12 protein-coding genes are annotated in these 19,678 nt (G+C 72.2%); 9 read left to right on the top strand and 3 right to left on the bottom strand.

Features of this window, described 5'->3' with window-relative positions; translation table 11 throughout:
* The first annotated feature begins 114 nt into the window (after window positions 1-114).
* From IPJ59_RS26525 to IPJ59_RS26490, 8 genes are all read left to right on the top strand, one after another.
* Window positions 115-594, top strand: coding sequence for a hypothetical protein (locus tag IPJ59_RS26525; protein WP_293251676.1), 480 nt, complete (start codon window positions 115-117; stop codon window positions 592-594).
* Window positions 595-660: 66 nt separating this feature from the next.
* Complete coding sequence (locus IPJ59_RS26520) at window positions 661-2,472, top strand: hypothetical protein (protein WP_293273856.1); 1,812 nt, start codon at window positions 661-663, stop codon at window positions 2,470-2,472.
* Window positions 2,473-2,745: 273 nt separating this feature from the next.
* Window positions 2,746-6,672, top strand: a complete 3,927-nt coding sequence (locus tag IPJ59_RS26515; RefSeq protein ID WP_293273855.1) for a CheR family methyltransferase — start codon at window positions 2,746-2,748, stop codon at window positions 6,670-6,672.
* Entirely contained in the window at window positions 6,669-7,316 is a 648-nt protein-coding gene (locus tag IPJ59_RS26510) for a response regulator transcription factor (RefSeq protein ID WP_293273854.1), read from the top strand. The genes IPJ59_RS26515 and IPJ59_RS26510 overlap by 4 nt, the downstream gene beginning before the upstream one ends.
* Window positions 7,317-7,556: 240 nt before the next feature.
* Window positions 7,557-8,819: a sensor histidine kinase gene (locus tag IPJ59_RS26505; RefSeq protein ID WP_293273853.1), complete on the top strand. Its 1,263-nt coding sequence runs from the start codon at window positions 7,557-7,559 to the stop codon at window positions 8,817-8,819.
* 322 nt (window positions 8,820-9,141) lie between these two features.
* On the top strand, window positions 9,142-9,606 hold the full coding sequence (locus IPJ59_RS26500) for a hypothetical protein (protein ID WP_293273852.1): 465 nt from the start codon (window positions 9,142-9,144) through the stop codon (window positions 9,604-9,606).
* A 239-nt stretch (window positions 9,607-9,845) separates the two neighbouring features.
* Window positions 9,846-10,316 carry a hypothetical protein gene (locus tag IPJ59_RS26495; RefSeq protein ID WP_293273851.1) on the top strand — a complete coding sequence of 157 codons (471 nt, stop codon included), beginning with the start codon at window positions 9,846-9,848 and terminating at the stop codon, window positions 10,314-10,316.
* Between the two features lie 76 nt (window positions 10,317-10,392).
* The gene (locus IPJ59_RS26490) at window positions 10,393-11,025 is read left to right on the top strand and encodes a hypothetical protein (protein WP_293251690.1); all 633 of its coding nucleotides are present in this window, start codon (window positions 10,393-10,395) and stop codon (window positions 11,023-11,025) included.
* A 2-nt stretch (window positions 11,026-11,027) separates the two neighbouring features.
* Here IPJ59_RS26490 and IPJ59_RS26485 read toward each other — a convergent pair whose 3' ends face one another.
* The 3 genes from IPJ59_RS26485 to IPJ59_RS26475 form a co-directional block, all read right to left on the bottom strand.
* Window positions 11,028-12,320, bottom strand: a complete 1,293-nt coding sequence (locus IPJ59_RS26485; protein ID WP_293273850.1) for an endonuclease/exonuclease/phosphatase family protein — start codon at window positions 12,318-12,320, stop codon at window positions 11,028-11,030.
* Between the two features lie 153 nt (window positions 12,321-12,473).
* Entirely contained in the window at window positions 12,474-13,118 is a 645-nt protein-coding gene (locus IPJ59_RS26480; RefSeq protein WP_293251694.1) for a toxin-antitoxin system YwqK family antitoxin, read from the bottom strand.
* Window positions 13,119-13,228: 110 nt separating this feature from the next.
* On the bottom strand, window positions 13,229-16,189 hold the full coding sequence (locus IPJ59_RS26475) for a serine/threonine-protein kinase (protein ID WP_293273849.1): 2,961 nt from the start codon (window positions 16,187-16,189) through the stop codon (window positions 13,229-13,231).
* 283 nt (window positions 16,190-16,472) lie between these two features.
* Between IPJ59_RS26475 and IPJ59_RS26470 the strand changes: the two genes are divergently transcribed.
* The gene (locus IPJ59_RS26470) at window positions 16,473-19,664 is read left to right on the top strand and encodes a serine/threonine-protein kinase (RefSeq protein ID WP_293273848.1); all 3,192 of its coding nucleotides are present in this window, start codon (window positions 16,473-16,475) and stop codon (window positions 19,662-19,664) included.
* The last annotated feature ends 14 nt before the right edge of the window (window positions 19,665-19,678 follow it).

Raw genomic sequence — 19,678 nt, 5'->3', positions numbered from 1 at the left:
GGCAGGGCTGATGTTCGCGGCAACGACGATTACCACGCGCGGCCGCGCGGCCGCGCAATGGCTTCGCTGGCGGTGTTGTGCGCGGGCGTCTATACGTACTAACTGCCCGCTAGATTGCTCGCACGCCGCCACGCGCGCCGCCGCAGCGCATCGTCGCCAGCGCATTCGGATCAAGTATCATGGATATATAGGGGTACTGTCATCATGCCATCATTTTATTCCGACGCGCTGCGATTCCTCGAATTCGGCTTCAACGGCGCGACCCTGTTGCTGGCGATCCTGGCGTTCCGGCTGCTCAGCGCCGAGCAGAAGCGCGCCAGCGACGCGCGCCCCGACAACCTGCAGGGGCTGCGACTGTACCGGAATTTCGCGCTGCTCACCTCGACGCTGATGCTGATCTCGGGCCCGCTCAACACGGTGGTCGCAGCGCGCTATTCGCCGGTGCGCGCGGCCGAATACAGCCAGTGCCGCGGCGCGCTCGAGCGGCTGGATCTCGACGCCGCGGCAGATCCTGCCCAGACGCTCCTGATCGCCCGCCAGGCGCACGCGGAGTGCACCTCGCTGATGGCGACCCTCTCGTTGTTCTTTCGCTAGCCGGGCGATATGTGCGGCGAAAATACTGCACTCGACGGTCGCCGCGTGCGTATATATCGTGCGTCCATGTCGGTCGTTCGTTCGAGCTGTCTCCTGTTGCTCGCGCCGCTGGCCTGCGTCACGGGGGTCCTGCCGCGGGACCCCGAGCCGCGCAGCCAGGCGATCGGGACGGTCCACGTCTCGACGCCGCTGTTCACGCCGCTCGACCCCTTCCGTCAGGATCGGGCGCTCGACTTCAAGGGCCTGCGCGACGAGCAATACCTCGACGCTCGGGTTAATCAGGCCAACATGAGCGTGGCGAATGTGACGACCCGGCAGGTCGAGGTGGCCGGGGCCGTGGCGTTCGCCGGGAAGCGCCCGGCCACGGCCGCCGCGGCGACCGATCCAGCCGATGCGGCGGCCGCGGCGACCGATCCACCCGCCGTGACCGCGCCCGCGGTGCCGACGCCGGAGCCGACGCTCGCGCCCGATGCGGCGGCGCAGCAGCAGGTCGCCGCGCTGCTCGGTTCCTCGGGGGCGCGACATTTGCTGATGCCCGACGAGGTGGCCACCATCGTCGCGTCCTTGAAGCTCTATATGGTGAGTCTCGAGGATTATTACAACGCGGGGGCCATCTACAACGACGCGCTGCGCAGCCACCCCAATTGGGTGCCCTATCGCGTGCACTTCACGGTGACGACCGACCCCGGGTGGTTCACCCAGCTGAACGCCTACGACGCGATCGCCGAGGTGGCCATCGGCAACCCGGACGAGGTCCAGGTGCTCACCGTGATCCCGTCGCAGAACACCCAGGCCTTCGAGCAGTTCAGCGCGACCTTCAAGACCCTCGCGACCAGCGTCTCGGCGGAGGGCGGCCGCAACAGGGTCGCGGCCCGGGCGGCCGTGCGGGCGCTGCGGACCGCGGCGGAGCGCCTCGAGGGCCTGCGCGCCAACACCACCTTCACGGCCAGCGCGCTCGCCGGCAACAAGGTGCGGCTGCGCTTTCGTCCGTCGCTGGTGCCCGGCAAGGGCCAGCTCGAGCTGCAGCCATTGTCGCGGATCGTCACCGCCGTCGTGCTGGTGCGGCCCGAGTCGGCCGCGCCGGGCGGCTCGGCTGCGTCGCTCTGTCCGGCCAGCAAGGCGCCGGCTCAGGGCGGCGGCTCGGCGAGCACCGGGTGGTTCGCCCACGGCATCCGGGCTGCGACGAGCCGCGCGGACCGCTGCCTCGCCAGCGGGCAGATCGAGATCAGCCACGGCGCATGGTTCGAGGCCGGGCCGACCTTCACGGCCGGCTCGCGGCGGGCCCCGCACGTCCGGGCCCCGCAGCGCACGCTGTGCAACGGCGCGTCGACCCCCGCGGCGTGCCGCGAACAGCTCGCGGTGGTCGCGGGATATCTGCCGCGCTGGACCCCGACGGCGGTGTTCGGCGCGGCCCAGCTCCGGGTCGACGACGGGATGTTTTGGCGCTCTGGCAAGCCGGGCGTCGTGCTGGCCGCGGTGCCCTTCGAGCTGCGGGTGCCGGCGCCGGAGGAGGGCTTCACGCTGAGCGTGCAGGGGCCCGGGGTGCTGGGCTGCGCGGCCTCGTGGGCCGCGCTGGCGGAGGCCGGGCCGGAGCCCTGCACGGGCGCCTGTGATGCCTCGTCGCGCGCGAGCTTCCAGGTCTACAACCCGCGCGCGAGCACCTTCGTCTGCAGCCTCGACGAGCAGGTGATCGGAGCGGCGGAGCAGGTCCCGATCTACGTGGTCGCCGCCAGCAACAGCGTCGCCATGCACGGCACTGGCGTCGACTTCTCGAGCGTGTTCGCCACCGCCGTGCTGCACCGGGCCGCGGCCGCGGCAGCGTCCCCGGTCGCGGCGCCTGGACGCATTTCCCCGATCGCGAAGCCCCGCAGGCGCTGAGGCGGCCGGCGCGGGCGTCCGCGGTCGACGAGATCGCGGGCCCGATGAAAACAATGCACCGCGATATGCAGCCAGCCGCAAGCACTGCGCGCGGTGGTCGGTTCAATGTCGATACAGTGAGCGCGACATTGGATGGATGTTGATGCTGTCGACCCCACGCCGAGGAGAGAGTTGATGCGGCCCGCGCCGTCGATCTGCAGGGCGCGTCCGCGGCGGTCCGCGCCGCGACCGCGGCGATGTCGGCCCGCGATCAAATCTGGTACTCGTGAGCGCGTGAGCGCGAACGAAGCCAAGGCTGCTGCACCGGCCGCCTTCCCGATCGTCGGCGTCGGCGCCTCGGCGGGCGGGCTGGCCGCGACGACCGAGCTCCTGCGCCACCTCGGCGCCGCGCCGGGCGTCGGGATCGTGGTCGTGCACCACCTCGACCCGAGCCACGACAGCGGCCTGGTCGAGCTGCTCGCCCGGGTCACCGGCATGACCGTCAGCGCGGTCGTCGACGGGGAGCGCGTCGCGAAGGACCACATCCATGTCCTCCCGCCCGGCGTCGACGTGACGATCGCCCGCGGGATCTTGCACCTCACGCCGCGCGACGACCGGGCCGGCCTGCACCTCCCGATCGATCGCTTCCTCGAGTCGCTGGCCGCGGACCAGGAGGGCTTCGCGGTCGGGGTCGTGCTGAGCGGCACCGGCTTCGACGGCAGCCGCAGGATCCGGGCGATCAACGCCGCCGGGGGCGTGACCTTCGCCCAGGACGCCAGCGCCCAGCACGCTGGCATGCCGAGCAGCGCGGTCGCAACGGGCTGCGTCAGCGCTGTCCTGGACCCCGAGGGGATCGCACGCGAGCTGATCCGCCTGGGCGAGCACCCGCCCGCGCTGCTCGCCGCGTCCGCCAAGGCGCAGGGCGAGCGCCAGCTGTGGGCGATCGCCAGCCTGATGCGCAAGGCCAGCGGCATCGACTTCACGAACTACAAGCAGGCGACCCTGAGCCGACGCATCGAGCGACGGATCTTCCTGGCGCACCTGGCGAGCCTCGGCGAGTACGCCGAGCTCCTGCAGCGAAGCCCCGACGAGCTGCGGGCGCTGTGCGAGGACGTGCTGATCCACGTGACCGGCTTCTTCCGCGATCCGGAGGTCTACGAGTCGCTGGCGAAGACGGTGTTCCCCAGGCTGATCGAGCACCGCGACCGCGACGCGCCGATCCGCGTGTGGGTCCCCGGCTGCTCGAGCGGGGAGGAGGTGTACTCGCTGGCGATCACCCTCCACGAGTTCCTCGCGGCGGCCGGCGTCGAGGTCCCGCTCAAGATCTTCGGCACTGACGTGAGCGTGGACGTCGTCGACCGGGCCCGCGTCGCCCGCTACCCGGCGAGCATCGAGCGCGACGTGTCCCCGGCGCGGCTGCAGCAGTTCTTCACCGCGGTCCCCGGCGGCTACCAGATCTCGCGGGCGATCCGCGACTGCTGTGTGTTCGCCCGCCACGACATCACCCGCGACCCGCCGTTCTCCCGCCTCGACCTGATCAGTTGCCGCAACCTGATGATCTACCTCGGTACGACGCTGCAGGAGCGGGTGATGCCGGTGTTCCACTACGCGCTGAACGAGCCCGGTTTCCTCGTCCTCGGCAGCTCGGAGACGGTGCGCAACTTCGTCGGCTTCGTCGCGGTCGACGCGAAGCACCGCATCTACGCCCGCAGCTCGGCCGCGCCGCGCGTCGCCTTCGACTTCTCCGACCGACGCTCCCTCGACGAGGCGCCGCCGCCCAGCTTCGCGTCGGTGACGCCCTCGGGCGCCCACGACCTCCATCGCGAGGCCGACCGCCTGGTCCTCGCCCACTTCGCCCCGCCCGGCGTGGTCGTCACCGACGACCTGGCGATCGTGCACTTTCGCGGGCAGACCGGCGCCTTCATCGAGCCCACGCCCGGCGCCGCGAGCCTCGACCTGATGCGCCTGGTCCGCGAGGAGCTGCGCCTGGGGCTGCGCCAGGCGATCGACGCGGCGCGGGCCCGCAGCGGCCCTGCCAGCGCGACGGCGCGGCTCACCAGCTCGCACCGGGTCGTCGACATCGAGGTCATCCCCTTCGCCTCGGCCGGCACGCACCAGCGCTTCTTCGTCGTCCTGTTCAAGGAGGCGCCGGAGCTCGCGGCGAGCGTGCCCCCGCCCGGCGTCGCGGTCGCGCCCGTGGAGCCGCTGGCCGAGGAGCTGGCGTCGACCCGGCGCTACCTCGAGTCGGTCATCGAGCAGCTCGAGGCCAGCAACGAGGAGCTCAAGGCCGCCAACGAGGAGATCGTCTCGAGCAACGAGGAGCTGCGCAGCACCAACGAAGAGCTCCAGACCGCCAAGGAGGAGCTGCAGGCCACCAAGGAGGAGCTGCGCACCGTCAACGACGAGATGAACGACCGCAACGTCGAGAAGTCGCGGCTCAACGACGACCTCAGCAACGTGCTCACCAGCGTCGAGATCCCGATCGTCCTGCTCGGCCGCGACCTGCGGGTGCGCCGCTTCACCCCGGCGGCCGCGCAGGTGTTCCACCTGGTCGCGACCGACGTCGGCCGCCCCTTCACCGACATCAAGCCGCTGGTGCGCGAGCCCGACGTGGCGAGCGTGGCGGCCCAGGTGCTCGAGCGCCTCACGGCCTCGACCACGACCGGGCAGGACGACCAGGGGCGCTGGTACCAGACCACGATCCGCCCCTACGTCACCGCCGACAACCGCATCGACGGCGTGATCCTCTGCGCGGTCGACATCGACGAGGTCAAGAAGGCCGGTGAGCGCCTGAGCGAGGCCAGGAGCTACGCCCAGGGCATCGTCGACACGGTCCACGAGTGCCTGCTGGTGCTCGGGCCCGACCTGCGGGTCCGCTCGGCCAACCGCGCCTTCTTCCGCGCCTTCGCCCTGAGCGCGGACGAGACCCTCGGGGCCCGCCTCGCCGAGCTCGGTCGCGGCGCGCTCGACCTGCCGCAGCTGAAGGACCTGCTCGCGCGCCTCGACGCCGGCGGTCAGGTCGAGGATGTCCTGGTCGAGCAAGACCTCGCGTCCGGGCGGCGCGCCTTCATGGTCAGCGCCCGTCGCATCGAGCCGGGCCCGCTGGTCCTGCTCGCGCTGGCCGACGTGTCGGCCCACCACGAGGCCGAGGAGGCGCTCCTGCGCAGCGAGCGGCAGTTTCGCGAGGTGCTGACCTCCGCCGCGCAGGCGATCCTCATGGTCGACGCCGACGGCCAGGTCGTGTTCGCCAACGACGCCGCCGAGCGCACCTTCGGCTTCGCCAGGGGCGAGCTGGTGGGTACGGGGGTCGACGCGCTGGTGCCGGCGAGCGCGCGAGCGGGTCACGCCAGGCTGCGCGCCGGCTACCTCAAGGGCCCGTCGACGCGGCCGATGGGCCCCGGTCGCAGCCTCATGGGCCGGACGAAGGCGGGCGCCGAGTTCCCGATCGAGGTCTCGCTCGGCGCCGTCGGCGACCCCGGGCGGCCGCTCGTCGTCGCCTTCGTCGAGGACCTGACGCAGCGACGCCGGGCCGAGGCGGTGATCCGCGACTACCAGGCCCGGCTGCAGACCATGGCCTTCGACGCCGCGGTGGTCGAGGAGCGGGAGCGGCGGCGGATCGCCGTCGACCTCCACGATCGCATCGCCCAGTCGCTGGCGCTCGCGCAGATGAAGCTCAGCGGCGCGTGCCAGACGCTGTCCGCGGCCTCGCGCCCCGAGGTCGACGCGGCCATCGCCCTGCTCGAGCAGTGCGGCGCCGACGCGCGCTCCCTGATGTTCGACCTGAGCCCGCCGGTGCTCTACGACCTCGGGCTCAAGCAGGCGCTGTCCTGGCTCGCCGAGGACTTCGAGAAGCGCCACGGGATCCACGTCGAGCTCGAGACCGACGAGGCAGATCGACCGCTCGACGACACCACCGCCGCGCTGCTGTTCCGCGCCGCGCGCGAGCTGCTCATGAACGTCGTGAAGCACGCCGGGACCCCGGCGGCGAAGGTCTCGCTGAGCTGGGAGGACGAGCACGTGGACCTCGCGGTCGAGGACGACGGCGTCGGCTTCGAGAGCTCCCGGCCCGGCGAGCCGAGCGGGGGCTTCGGCCTGTTCAGCGTGCGCGAGCAGCTCGGTCGCCTGGGCGGCGCGGTCGAGGTCGACTCGGCGCCCGGCACCGGCACGCGGGTCCGCCTGCGGGTCCCGCTCGCGGCGCCAGACAGGAAGCAAGCGCCATGAAGATCGTGCTCGCCGACGACCACCGACTGATGCGCGAGGGCCTGCGCGCCCTGCTGGAGAAGGAGGGGCTCACTGTGGTCGGCGAGGCCGTGAACGGGCGCGAGGCGATCGCCCTGGCGCGCTCGCTGCGGCCCGACGTCGTGGTGATGGACATCTCGATGCCCGAGCTCAACGGGATCGACGCGACCCGGGCGTTGTCGGTCGAGCTGCCGCAGATCCGCGTCATCGCCCTGTCGATGAACTCGGATCGCCGCTACGTCAAGGCCATGTTCGAGGCCGGGGCGGCCGGCTATCTGCTCAAGAGCGCGGCCTCCGGCGAGCTGGTGCGGGCGGTGCGGGCGGTCGCCCAGGGCCAGAAGTACGTCAGCCCGGCGATCGCCGACGTGATCATCGAGGGCTGGGTCGGGCAGCCGAACGTGCAGCTGCACGCGCCCCGCGACCAGACCCTGAGCTCGCGCGAGCGCGAGGTGCTGCAGCTGCTCGCCGAGGGCTGCAGCTCGAAGGAGATCGCGACCCGCCTCGACATCGCCCTGCCGACGGTCGAGACCCACCGGCGCCAGATCACGGCGAAGACCGGCCTGCGCTCGATCGCCGAGCTGACGAAGTTCGCGATCCGCGAGGGACTCACGACTGTCGGGGGCTGAGCTCGAGCGTCGGGGGCGGCGAGCCACGAGGCTCGAGGCTACATATCGTCCAACCCGTTCATTGTCCTCGATTCGCCCGATCGGACCGCCAAAACACCGGTCGCCGAATTGACCGCAGCTCGCGCCGGGCGGCATTTCGCACCTTCGTGGCGACGCGCCCCGGGGCGCATCAATTCTCGTGGCCCGCGCTCATTGATTTCGAGGATGGGTCGCCAGACGGGGAGCGGTGATCCTCGGCCCATGAAGGCTGAACGCACGCTCTCGCCGGGACGCAGGGGTGAACGCCGGCAGGTCGGCCCGGGCGACCCGCGGCTGGTCCCGGACGCCGCCCCGCGGCTCGTCCAGGTTGAGGCGATCGATCGTCTGATCGCCTTCGGGCACGGCCTCACCGGGGTCAGCGACGCCGCCGCGATCGTGGGGCTGCTCGCCAGGGCGCTGGTCAGCCACGTCGCGGCCGACGCCGTGGCCGTGCTGCTCCGCGACGGCGGCGGCGCTCCGCTGGTCCTCACGCCGGGTCTGCCGCAGCAGCTGCGCGACCTGCCCGCCGTCGTCCAGGCGCAGCCGGACGGGCTCGCGTCGGCGCTGCTGGCCGCCTGCGAGGGTCGCTTCGCCGCCGCGGCGGTCCGCCCCCTCACTGCGGGTGGCGAGCCGCTGGGCTGGGTCGTGTCGCTGTTTCGCGGCGAGGCCCCGCTCGGACCCCGCCCGCTCTTCGACGGCATGCTCGAGCGGGCCGCCGCGGCGCTGGCCGCAGCGGCGTGCCAGCGAGAGCTCGCGCGGGCGCAGGCGCAGATCGAGGCCTCGCGGGCGAAGTTCGCCAAGGTGGACAAGCTGCTCGTCCTCGGTGAAATGACGGCCGGCATCTCGCACGACCTGCGCAACATCCTCAACCCGATATCATTGCACCTGCAGCTCATCAGCCGCGCCGCGGATCGCGGACAGCTGGACAACGTGAAGCGGAGCGTGGTCGAGATCCAGGGCGTGCTGGCCCGCGGTCTGCAGACGCTCGACCGGCTGCGGGCGTACGCCCGTCACGCCCCCGAGTCGCGCTTCGAGCCGGTCGACCTGAACCGACTGGCGCACGAGGGCCGTGAGATCGCCCTGCCGCACATGGCCTCGCGCTCCGGCCGTACCGACTACATCGACGAGGAGTTCGGCGCCTCCGCGCCCGTGCTCGGTCGGGCCGGCGATATCATCAGCGCCGTCGTGAATCTGCTGGTCAACGCGATCGAGGCGACGCCCGACGGCGGCGCGATCAAGGTGCGCACCGGCGCGACGCCCGAGAGCAGCTGGATCGAGGTCATCGACGACGGCCCCGGGATGCCGCCCGAGGTCGCCGCCCGCGTGTTTGAGCCCTTCTATACGACCAAGGGCGAACAGGGCACCGGCCTCGGATTGGCGATGGTCGCGTCCTGCATGCAGCGCCATCAGGGCTCGGTAACAGTCGATACGGCGCCCGGGAAGGGCACACGTTTTCGTCTGTCCTTCCCCCCGCTCGCGGGTTGATCAAATCACGGGCTGGCGAGCCCGTCGATTGTTCTGGATGAGGCGATCGGCCAGCCCGGCCGGCCGCCCCATTTGCTATGGTCGATACGCGCATTTGCGCAAAGTGTGTATATATCGCCCCCCCCCCCCCCCCCCCCCCCCCCCCCCCCCCCCCCCCCCCCCCCCCCCCCCCCCCCCCCCGCCCGGCCGTCCGGCTGGTCATGCGATGATATCGAACGGCGCCGAACTTTCGGCATGCGCATATTTACTGCGCAATCGCTTCGCTGGTTTCTTGGTTCTGTCGCTTATATAACAACCCTGCCCAGTGGGGCAGGAGAAACAAATGGCCGTCCTTTCCAATGTCACGCTCACTATCGAGAAGTCGTCCTCCACCGCCGTCAAGGTGACGATCAAGTATCGCCTCACCCCGTCGCGGGTCGAGCAGATGGCGCACTCGGTGTTCAACGAGGAGTTCAGCCTGCTTTCGCGCGACTGGCTGCTCCTCCCCGCGGATGCGGCGGTCGGCAGCGAGAATACGCTGACCTTCCCGACCCGCGACAGCACGATCGTCACGCTGCGCGGCACCCCCTTCGCCGTCAGCGAGTCGACGCCGCACGTCGATCGCAGCAAGGCGTTCATCATCGCCAAGTCGCGCCTCAACGAGGATCCCGAGACCACGTCGAGTGGCTCCGAGGTCCAGGACGAGGTGCTGTCGCGCGCGAAGGTCAGCTACGCCGCCAACCAGCCGAGCGGCGCGGTGGCGCCGTTCCCCGCCTTCTCGTCGGTCGTCACCGGCACCTGGGTCTGATCGTCCGCTCACGCGGTAATCGGCGGAGCGCCCCACCCGGGGCGCTCCGCCTCATTGTATTGGTTCGCGGTAATATTCGTGGTGCGACAATATCCAGGCTCGTGATATGTGCATCGCAGCGCGGCCCGTCAGCTTGGCGAACGATTTTCATGATGCGAAGATTATCCGCGTAATCGCTTCGCTGGTTGTATGGTGCGACCCGGCCTATAACGGTCCTGCCCATGGGGGCAGGAGAACAAATGGCCGTCCTTTCCAATGTCACTCTCAGCATCGCGAAGATCCCGTCCACGCCGACCAGCGTCCGGGTCACGATCAAGTATCGCCTCACCCCGTCCCGCGTCGAGCAGATGGCGCGTTCGGTGTTCAACGAGGAGGTCAGCCTCCTGGGTCGCGACTGGCTGACCCTCTCGATGGAGGTGCCCGCCGCCCGCGAGGGCAGCCTCGCAGTCCCGACCATCGACACCCCGATCGCCACCCTGGGCGGCAGCTCGTTCGCCGTCGGCGAGTCGATGCCCCACGTCGATCGCAGCCGGGTGTTCGTCATCTCCAAGTCGCGCCTCAACGAGGACCCCGAGACCACCGCGAGCGGCTCCGAGGTCCAGGACGAGCTGCTGGCGCGGGTGAAGGTCAGCTACGCCGCCAACAAGCCGACCGGCGCCTCGGCCCCGTACCCCGCCTTCTCGGCGATGCTCACGGGCACCTGGGTCTGACCAGGCTGGCGCGCGATCTTCAACCCGGGCCCGCGGCGGTTGCAAGCGATCGACGGGCCGTCTAGGGTCGCGGGCGATGATCCCCTGGCTGCTGGCCGCGCTGCTGATGACGACGCCCGCCGAGGCGCGCGCCCCCCGGGCTCCCGAGCGATCGGGGCAGGGGATGTTGATCGCCGGCGGCGTGCTGCTGTCCGTCGGCGCGCTGTACCGCATCGGCAACGAGGCGTTCTGGGGGACCCGCGTCGAGCTGCCCCCGGGCGACCGCTTCGGCCGCTGGAGCGTCCGCAACATCGAGGTCAACACCAACCTCGGCAATCTCCTGTTCGTCGCCCCGGGCTTCGGCCTGCTGCTGGCCGGCGAGCACCGCTATGGCCGCTTTGAGGCCGCCCAGCACCGCGTCGCGGGCGCCCGCCGGCTCGACATCCCACGCATGCGCCGCGGGGGCTTCGCCCTGGTCGGTGCCGGCCTCGCCGTGCTCGTCCTCGGACGCGCGGTGTTCCTGCCGTGGACCCGCGCCTGCACGACCAACGTCTGCGCCTACACGCTGCTCGAGACGACCTACTGGGCGGGCGCCGGGATGACCGTGGCCGGCGCGGCGCTGGCGACCTACGCCCGCAGCTACGATCGGACATGGTCCAAGGGACAGCTGCGGGTCGCGCCGATGGCCGGCCGGGGCCTGGCGGGGATCGTCGTGGGCGGCCAGTTCTAGGGTCACTCGCGGCGGGCCAGCGTGACGGTCGCGGCGACGCCGTAGTGATCGGAGAGCTCGAAGCGGCCGGCGTCGGCGAACTCGCGGGGCTGCGTGTAGACCATCTCGGTCGCCTGCACTCGCACGCGGCGCTGCGGGTCGCGCATGAACAGGTGGTCGATGCGGGCCGGATATTCGGTGCCCGCGTACGAGCGGAAGTACAGGCTGTTGCAGTCGTTGCCGGTGAGGAAGGCCGGCGGGCTGCGCTCGCAGAACGCCCCGTCGCCGAAGGGCCGGTCGAAGTAGTCCGGCGACCACGCGGGCACGGCGTCCATGTCGGCGACGTCGGTCGGCAGCGTGGCGGCGTTGCGCAGGTCCTCGGCGTCGCCGTAGTGCAGGAGCAGGGCGTAGGCGGCCGGGTTGGACCACCAGCCCGTGACGGTCTCGCCCTTGGTCACGCCGAAGGCGTCGTCGGGGTAGTAGGTGCCGCCGTTGAAGTCGCCGGCGATGAACGCGACGTCGTCGGCGGGGATCGATCGGATGGTCCCGCCGAGCTGGCGCATCTGGAAGTCGCGGGTGCGGGCGAAGCCGGGGAACGAGGTCGCGTGGGTGTTGAACAGGTGAACGCGCACGCCGGTCGCGCTGTGCACGAAGCTCCAGTGCAGGAAGCCGCGCACGACCCCGGGGCCCGGGAAGTCCTCGGGCTCGCGCTGCTGCTCGTAGGAGTGCTCGGCCTGCTCCTGCGCCGCGTCGGCGTCGACCAGCGCGGCCCGCACGGCGATCGCCAGGCCGTGCTCCTCGTGGTGGGCCTCGCTGCCGGCGTAGACCAGGTAGCCGCGCTCCGCCGCGGTGGCGCGCAGGCGATCGACGTCCTGCAGGTCCCACACTTCTTGCAGCAGCACGATGTCCCAGCCGTCGTCCAGGACGATGTCGTGCAGCACGCGGCGACGCGTCGCCAGCTCGGGCATGACGACGCTGAAGAACACGAACCAGCGCCCGAGCAGCGCCGTGTTGTAGGTGAGCAGGCGCAGCTCCTCGGCGGGGCCCTGCGGGGGGAGGGCCGCGTGGGCGTCGCGGCGCGCGGCGAACAGCGAGCTCGGGTCAGGCGCCTCGTCGTAGTCCTGATCGCTGCGCAGGAACTCCTCGAGGGTCAGGCCGGCGCCGCCGTCGGGGAGCGCCGCGGCGAGGTGCCCGAGCAGCGGATGGCCGGCCACGAGCACCTGGTCCTCGGGCCAGGTCCCGAGATCCTCGGGGATGTCGGGCGTGCACGCGACCAGCGAGGCGACGGCGCAGGCGAGCGAGGCGCGGCGAAACATGCAGCCACATACCTATCGCCTCCACGGCCCAGGGTCTGGCGGGTCGTACGAATTGCGCGTGACGTGGGGCACGCGTCTGAAGTCAGCACATAGTCCGGAAGCGAGCGGCGCTCGCGATGCGCGGAGATCGATCGCCGCGGCCGGGCGGCGAGCTCACTCCTTCGGCGCGAGCACCGGCAGGTCGGGCGGTCGGTTCGGCGCCGGCTGGAGGCTCCACGCGGGGCGGTCGGGCCAGCTGGCCCAGTGGTCGACCGGTGGCTTGTCGTCGACGAGCCTGCCGTCGACGGCGCGCGACGAGGCGGTGACCTTGCCGTCGGCGGCGTACTCGACCCGGATCGGGCTCGGCGCTGCGCCGGCCATCACGCCGACGAACTCGAGGCCTCCGCCGGCCTGCGGGCGGTGCCAGCGGCGGTGGACGCCGACCGGATCACCCTTGTGCCACCAGCCGGCCTGCATCGGCGTGCCCTCCTCGCTGGTCCAGTGCACGAAGGGGCCGTGGCGCTCGCCGTCCGCGAGGACCTCGATCTCGCCGATGACCCCGCGGCTGTCGCGATTCACGAGCACGCCGGTGACCTGCTTGCCCGCCTCGTCGAGGACCAGGAAGCGGCCGCTGCTGCTGTCCACGTGGATCGCGGAGGTCTCGAGCAGCGCCGGCGCGGAGCGCAGGGCGGCGATGGCGGCGGCGGCGGGCTCCTGCTCGTTCACGTGCGCGGGGATGACGACGGCCGGGGCCGCGGGGGCTCCGGGAGCCGCCGGCCCGCTCGCGTTGCAGCCACCGACGGCGACGAGCACCGCCACGATCCGCGAGGCTCTCGATACGCGCCATATCCACCGGGTCGCATATGCATCGTTCATCGCGGCGCATGCTATCACAGCCTCCGCCGCGGATGCCGCTGCAGTAGTCGCGCTCAGGGGGCCGCCCGTGCGGCCGCCAGCCACGCCTCGACGGCGAGGCGCTCGCGCTCCGAGCCGACGGTTTCGGCGTAGTCGTGCAGGGCCTCGAGGGCGAGCTCGCGGGCTCGCCGGGCCTGCTCGGGGCCGAGGGCGCGGGCGAGGGCGAAGCGGGTCTCGGCCAGCTCCTCGCGCTGCACGCTGCCGGCGACGCGGATCGCCAGGGCGCGCTCGAGCAGCGCGACGGCCTCGTGCGTGTGGCCCATCGCCGCGTGGGTCTCACCGAGGCCGGTGAGCACGTGCGCGGCGCTCGGATGATCGGCGCCCAGCGAGGCCTCGAGGATGGTGAGGGCGCGGGTGTAGAGGCGCAGCGCCTCGGCGTGCTCGTGGCGCGCGAGGTGGATCTGGGCCAGGGCCGCGAGGCTGGTGGCCATCATCGGGTGGTCGTCGGCCTGGAGCTTGGCGTAGATGGCGAGCGCCCGGCCCAGCAGGCGGATCGCGTCGTTGTGGTCGCCGGTGGCGAAGCGCACGGTGGCGAGGTTGTGCAGGCAATCCGCGACCTGCGGGTGCTCGGGTCCGTGGCTCCGCTCGAGGATCTCGAGGGCCCGCAGGAACAGGCGCGCGGCCTCGTCGTTGGCGCCCATGGCCTCGTGGACCAGCGCGAGGTTGCTGAGGGCGTTGGCCATCTGCGGGTGGTCCGGGCCGAGCGCGGCCTCGCGGATCGCGACGGTGCGGGTGAGCACGCGGAGCGCGTCGGCGTAGGCGCCGGTCGACTGGTACACGAGCGAGAGGTTGCTGAGCGTGGTCGCGACCTGCGGGTGATCGGGTCCCAGCGCCTGCTCGGTCAGCGCCAGCGCGCGGAGGTACAGGCGCGTGGCCTCGGCGTTGTCGCCCTGGGCGTACAGCGCCCCGGCGAGGTTATTGAGGCTGTCGCCGACGCGCGGGTGGTCGCGGCCGAGGGCGGCCTCGCGGAGCGCGAGCGCGTCGGTGTACAGGCGGACGGCCGCGGGGTAGTCGCCGCTCACGTACTCGACGCCGGCCAGGTGGTTGGCCAGGTCGGCGCGCTCGAGCGGGTGCTCGCCGGGCAGCAGCGCGAGTTGCAGCTGCACCGAGCGGGCCCACACGCGACCCTCGGCGGGCCGCGAGCTGCGATAGCCGACGAGGTACAGCAGGTCGGTCGCGGCGCTGAGCGCCAGCGCGGGCGAGCGGGCCTCGCCGGCCGCCGCGAGCGCGCGCAGCAGGCTGGCCTCGGCTTCGGCGTAGTCGCCGGTGCGCTCGGCGAGTGACGCGGCGCGCAGCTCGGCCTGGGCGAGCACGGGGGCCCAGCCGCTCGCGCGCGCGGGGCCCAGCGCCGCGCTGGCGACGGCGAGGCCGTCGTCGTAGCGACCGGCCGCCTCGAGCGAGGCCGCGTGTGCGAGTCGGGCGCGGACCGCCACGACCGCGTCGCGCTGGCCGGGCTGCATCATCGGTCGCTGGCGCAGCGCCTCGGGGCGGGTGCAGGCGTCGACCGACGCGAGGCCCGCGGCGGCCGCGGTGGCGCGCACGAGGGCGCCATCGTCGGCGTCGCCGAGCTCGTGGACGAGGGCGGTGAAGTTGCCGCGGGCCTCGGCGAGGCAGTCGTGCGCGCGCAGCCGGAGGTCGGCGTCCCAGGTGCCGGCGAGCGTGTGGTTGTGGCAGCTGCGGGTCGCGGCGGTCGCCCACGCGGCCGCCCAGCGGTCGAACCATGGCAGGGTGCGCGCGTAGGTGGTCGCGGCGTAGGCCTTGCCGGTGGCGAGGAAGGACCGCTCGAGCGCGGCCCGGGTGGCGTCGTTCCAGTCGTCGTCGATCGCGGCGCCCTCGGCCGCGCAGGCGGCGATGGCCCGCTGCTCGACCGCCGCGGCGACGCCGAAGCCGAGCAGCACGGCGGCGGTCGTGCCGGCCGCGAGGCCCGCGAACCAGCGGCGCCGGGTCGGGTCGGCGCGCAGGGCCGCGAGCAGGGCGCGGGTGTCGACGTGGCGGTCCTCGGCGCGCGGCCGGAGCCCGCGCTCGAGCACGCGACGCAGCCAGGTCGGCACGCGGGTGCCCGCGGGTGGCGGCGTCAGGGCGCCGCTGGTGACGTTGCTGGCGAGCGGCAGCAGGGTCTCACCGGCGAAGGGCGGCTGGCCGTAGAGCGCCAGCCAGGCGGTCGCGCACAGCGAGAACTGGTCGCTGCGCGCGTCGACCGGCTCGCCGAGGAATTGCTCGCTGGCCATGTAGGCGGGCGTGCCCATCATCGATCCGGTGCGGGTGAGCTCGGCGGTCCATGCGTCGTTGCTGTGCAGGGCCCCGGGTGAGACCGCGGGTCGATCACCGGTGGTCTCGTTGTCGGCGTGGGCGAGGCCGAAGTCCATGAGCCGCACGCGCCCGTCGGCGCCGACCATGATGTTGTCGGGCTTGATGTCGCGGTGGATCAGGCCCTTGTCGTGGGCCGCGGCCAGGCCGTCGCCGACCGCGAGGATGACGCGGAGGACCTCGCGCCAGCCCGGTCGCGTCGCGGCCAGCCAGGCGCCGAGGGTCTGACCGTCGACGAACTCCATCGCCAGATACACGCGCTCGCCGAGGGTGCCGACGTCGTGGACGGCGACGACGTTGGGGTGGCTCAGCTTGGCCAGCGCCTGGGCCTCGCGTTGCAGGCGCCGGCTGGCGTGGTCGCTGCGGACCTCGCTGTGCAAAACCTTGACCGCGACCTTGCGACCCAGCAGCTCGTCGTGGCAGGCGTACACCACGCCCATGCCGCCGCGCCCGACCAGGCCGAGCACGGTGAAGCGGCCGATCCGCACCGGGATGGCGCGCTGCGGGAACAGGGCGCGCTTGACGAGCTGCTTGTCGAGCGGCCCGGCGGGGTCCGCCGGCGGCCCGACGTGCTGGCGGTCGACGCTCTGCGTGGCGACCAGCCAGGGGCGGGGCCTCGCCTGTGAGGCGCTGAGGGTCGTGTCCAGGCTGTCGTGCTCGCTGGTCATGGCTGGGCGCGGGACCCCGGGGATAGTGACCGTGGACCGCGGATCAATTCCGTGAGGTGCTCCGCGGCGTTCGGCGGGGCCCCGACGCGGGCACGGGCCGCGCGCCGAACAGGTCCGCGCCGCTCGGGATGGCCTCGATGTCCGCGGCGGTGACAAGGCGCCACGCTCGAGTTAGAGGTGCCAGTAGGGATTCCATGATCGGCCCCACTTCCACCGCCGTGGCCGGGCTTGCGACCCGGGCCACTCCGCCGGTCCTCATGAAGCCGGCGCGAAGGTCGACCCCGTGACCGAGACCGCGTCGCCCACCCACGACGCGGCGCTGGCCGCCACTGCCGCCACCAGTCGCGGCGACGCGGCCCGGTCTGGCGAGCACGCGCCCGCTGACCTCGCGCGCGGCACCATCGTCGGCCGCTACGTGGTGCTGGCGAAGCTCGGCGCCGGCGGGATGGGGGTGGTGTTCGCGGCCTATGACCCCGAGCTCGACCGCAAGGTGGCGCTCAAACTGCTGCATCCGCGGTTGGGTGACGCCGACCCGTTCACGGCGGGCGAGGCACGGACCCGTCTGGTGCGGGAAGCCCAGGCGCTGGCGAAGCTCAACCACCCGCACATCGTGGCGGTGCACGACGTCGGCGAGCACGAACGAGCGGTGTGGGTGGCGATGGAGTACGTCGAGGGCGAGACGCTGTCGGCGTGGCTGAAGCAGCGGCGAACGTGGCGCGAGGTTCTGGACGTCCTGATACCGGCCGTGCGTGGACTGTCGGCGGCGCACAAGGCCGGCCTCGTGCACCGTGACATCAAGCCGGACAACCTCATGCTCGGCGCGGACGGCCGCGTGCGGGTGATGGATCTCGGTCTCGTGCGTGCGCTCGGGGACGACGGGCCCGCACCGGTCCGGCCCGGGGCGCCGACGGCCGCGGGTCCTGAGCTCGCGGCCCTGGCCGCGCAGGTGACCCGGGCAGGGAGCGTGATGGGCACGCCCGCGTACATGAGCCCGGAGCAGTTCCGCGGCGATACGGTCGATGCACGGACCGACGTGTTCTCGCTGTGCGTCACGCTGTGGGAGGCGCTGATGGGCGAGCGGCCGTTCGCTGGCGCCACGCTGATCGAGCTGGCGGCGAATGTGCTGTCAGGGAGAGTGCAGCCCGTCCCGCGCGACGCACATTCGCGGCGGGTGCCCGGCTGGCTGCGCCGGGTGTGCTTGCGAGGACTCGCGGCGGACCCCGGGCGCCGCTTCGCGTCGATGCAGGCGCTGCTCGATGCGCTGTCGCAGGGCCGGGCTCGGGCCCGGGCTCGGAGGTGGCTCGTGGGCGTCGCGGCGGCGGCGGCTCTCGGCGCATCCGCGGCGCTGTACCAGCGTCACGACCGGGCCGAGCGCGTCGCGGCGTGCGAGGCGGACGGTGCCGGCATCTTCGCGGTCTGGAACGACGAGGCGCGGGCCGGCGTGCGTGACGGCATCGTCGCCACCGGGGTGAGCTACGCGCCGGTGACCGCGGAGAAGGTCATGCCGTTCTTCGACGCACAGGCCGAGGCCTGGCGGGAGCACCGGACCCGGGCATGCCTCGCCGCCGAGGTCGAGGAGACGCTCAGCGCGGAGCAACTCGACCGGGCCGTGTGGTGCCTCGACGAGCGGCGGATGGAGCTCGCGGCACTCGCCACGGAGCTGGCGCGCGCCGACGCGACGGTCGTACAGAAGGCGGTCACCGCGGCCGCCGGCCTGCCGCCGGTGTCGCCCTGCATCGACGTGCAAGTCCTCGCGGCCCTGCCGCCGCCACCACCCGCGGACGCGCGTGCGCGGATCGATGAAGTGCGAGCGGCGCTGTCCCGGGCGCGGACCCTGCGTCTGGCTGGCAAGTTCCCCGACGGCCTGAAGCAGGTGCGCTCGGCCCTGGCGGACGCGGAGGCGCTCGGCTGGCCGCCTCTGACCGCCGCGGCCCGGCAGCTCGAGGGGGACTTGCTCGAGCGGACAGGTGTCTATTCGGAGGCCGAGGCCGCGAGCCTTGCAGCGTACATGGCGGCGTCCAGGGTGCGGGCGTGGGACGTGGCGGTCCGCGCCGCTGTCGACCTCGTGCTCAACATCGGGAAACGGCAGGCTCGTCATGCCGAGGCCAAGGTATGGGCGGGCCACGCCGAGGTCGCGCTCTTGCTTGCCGGCGACCCCCTGAAACTCGGCGAAGCTGGCCGTCTCAACCACCTTGCCCTCGTTCACGACGCCATGGGCACCCACGCGGAGGCGAAGGAGCTGTACGAGCGAGCGCTGGTCATCGGGGAGAAGGCGCTGGGCCCCGACCACCCCAGCATGGCCATCTTCCTCAACAACCTCGCCAACGTTCACTACGCCACGGGCGCGTATGCGGAGGCGAAGGTGCTGTACGCGCGAGCGCTGACCATCTGGGAGAAGGCGCTGGGCCCCGACCACCCCCAAGTGGCCATATCCCTCAGCGGCCTCGCCAACGTTCACCACGCCGTGGGCGAGTACGCGGAGGCGAAGGTGCTGTACGAGCGCGCGCTGGCCATCGCGGAGAAGGCGCTGGGCCCCGACCACCCCGAGATAGGCATACCCCTCAACAACCTCGCCAACGTTCACGAGGCCACGGGTGCGTACGCGGAGGCGAAGCGGCTGCACGAGCGAGCGCTGGCCATCCGGGAGAAGGCGCTGGGCCCCGACCACCCCGACGTGGCGACTTCCCTCAACAACCTCGCCATCCTTCGCAACGCCGCGGGCGCGTACGCGGAGGCGAAGGTGCTGCACGAGCGAGCGCTGGCCATCCGGGAGAAGGCACTGGGCCCCGACCACCCCGACGTGGCCCGCTCCCTCGATAACCTCGCCTTCGTTCACAACGCCACGGGCGCGTACGCGGAGGCGAAGGTGCTGCACGAGCGAGCGCTTGCCATCTTCGAGAAGGCGCTTGGCCCCGACCACCCCGACGTGGCTCACACCCTCTACAACCTCGCCAACGTTCACTACGCCACAGGCGCGTATGCGGAGGCGAAGGCGCTGCACGAGCGTGCGCTGGCCATCCGGGAGAAGGTGGGCCCCGACAGCCCCAAGGTGGCTTTCTCCCTCGACAACCTCGCCAACGTTCACCAGGCCATGGGCGCGTACGCGGAGGCGAAGGTGCTTCACGAGCGAGCGCTGGCGATCCTGGAGAAGGAGCTGGGCCCCGACCACCCCGACGTGGCTATTTCCCTCAGCAGCCTCGGCAACCTCGCGCTCGTGCAGCACCAGCCGACCGCCGCGCTGGCGCTGCTCGAGCGCGCAGTCACCATCTACGACGCGGACGAGGGCATGCAGACGTTTGAGCCCGAGGCCCACTTCTCCCTCGCCAGGGCTCTACTCCTCACCAAGGGCGACCGCACCCGCGCGCTGTCCGAGGCGCGCAGGGCCGCCGACGGCTTCCGTGCGGTCGGCGAGAGCAAGGCGAAGGAGCTCGCGGAGGTCGAGGCGTTCCTGGCGAAGCACAGAGCTGCCCCGTGACCGAGACCGTGTCC

This window comes from Nannocystis sp., assembly GCF_016714285.1.
Taxonomy (GTDB): Bacteria; Myxococcota_A; Polyangia; order Nannocystales; family Nannocystaceae; genus Nannocystis.
This window is presented reverse-complemented; position numbering and strand designations above follow the sequence as displayed.

Excerpts from the sequence above, each read along its gene's own strand:
- IPJ59_RS26520 (WP_293273856.1), top strand. The coding sequence starts at position 661 with ATGTCGGTCGTTCGTTCGAGCTGTCTCCTGTTGCTCGCGCCGCTGGCC.
- IPJ59_RS26510 (WP_293273854.1), top strand. The coding sequence starts at position 6,669 with ATGAAGATCGTGCTCGCCGACGACCACCGACTGATGCGCGAGGGCCTG.
- IPJ59_RS26505 (WP_293273853.1), top strand. The coding sequence starts at position 7,557 with ATGAAGGCTGAACGCACGCTCTCGCCGGGACGCAGGGGTGAACGCCGG.
- IPJ59_RS26500 (WP_293273852.1), top strand. The coding sequence starts at position 9,142 with ATGGCCGTCCTTTCCAATGTCACGCTCACTATCGAGAAGTCGTCCTCC.
- IPJ59_RS26495 (WP_293273851.1), top strand. The coding sequence starts at position 9,846 with ATGGCCGTCCTTTCCAATGTCACTCTCAGCATCGCGAAGATCCCGTCC.
- IPJ59_RS26490 (WP_293251690.1), top strand. The coding sequence starts at position 10,393 with ATGATCCCCTGGCTGCTGGCCGCGCTGCTGATGACGACGCCCGCCGAG.
- IPJ59_RS26485 (WP_293273850.1), bottom strand. The coding sequence starts at position 12,320 with ATGTTTCGCCGCGCCTCGCTCGCCTGCGCCGTCGCCTCGCTGGTCGCG.
- IPJ59_RS26475 (WP_293273849.1), bottom strand. The coding sequence starts at position 16,189 with ATGACCAGCGAGCACGACAGCCTGGACACGACCCTCAGCGCCTCACAG.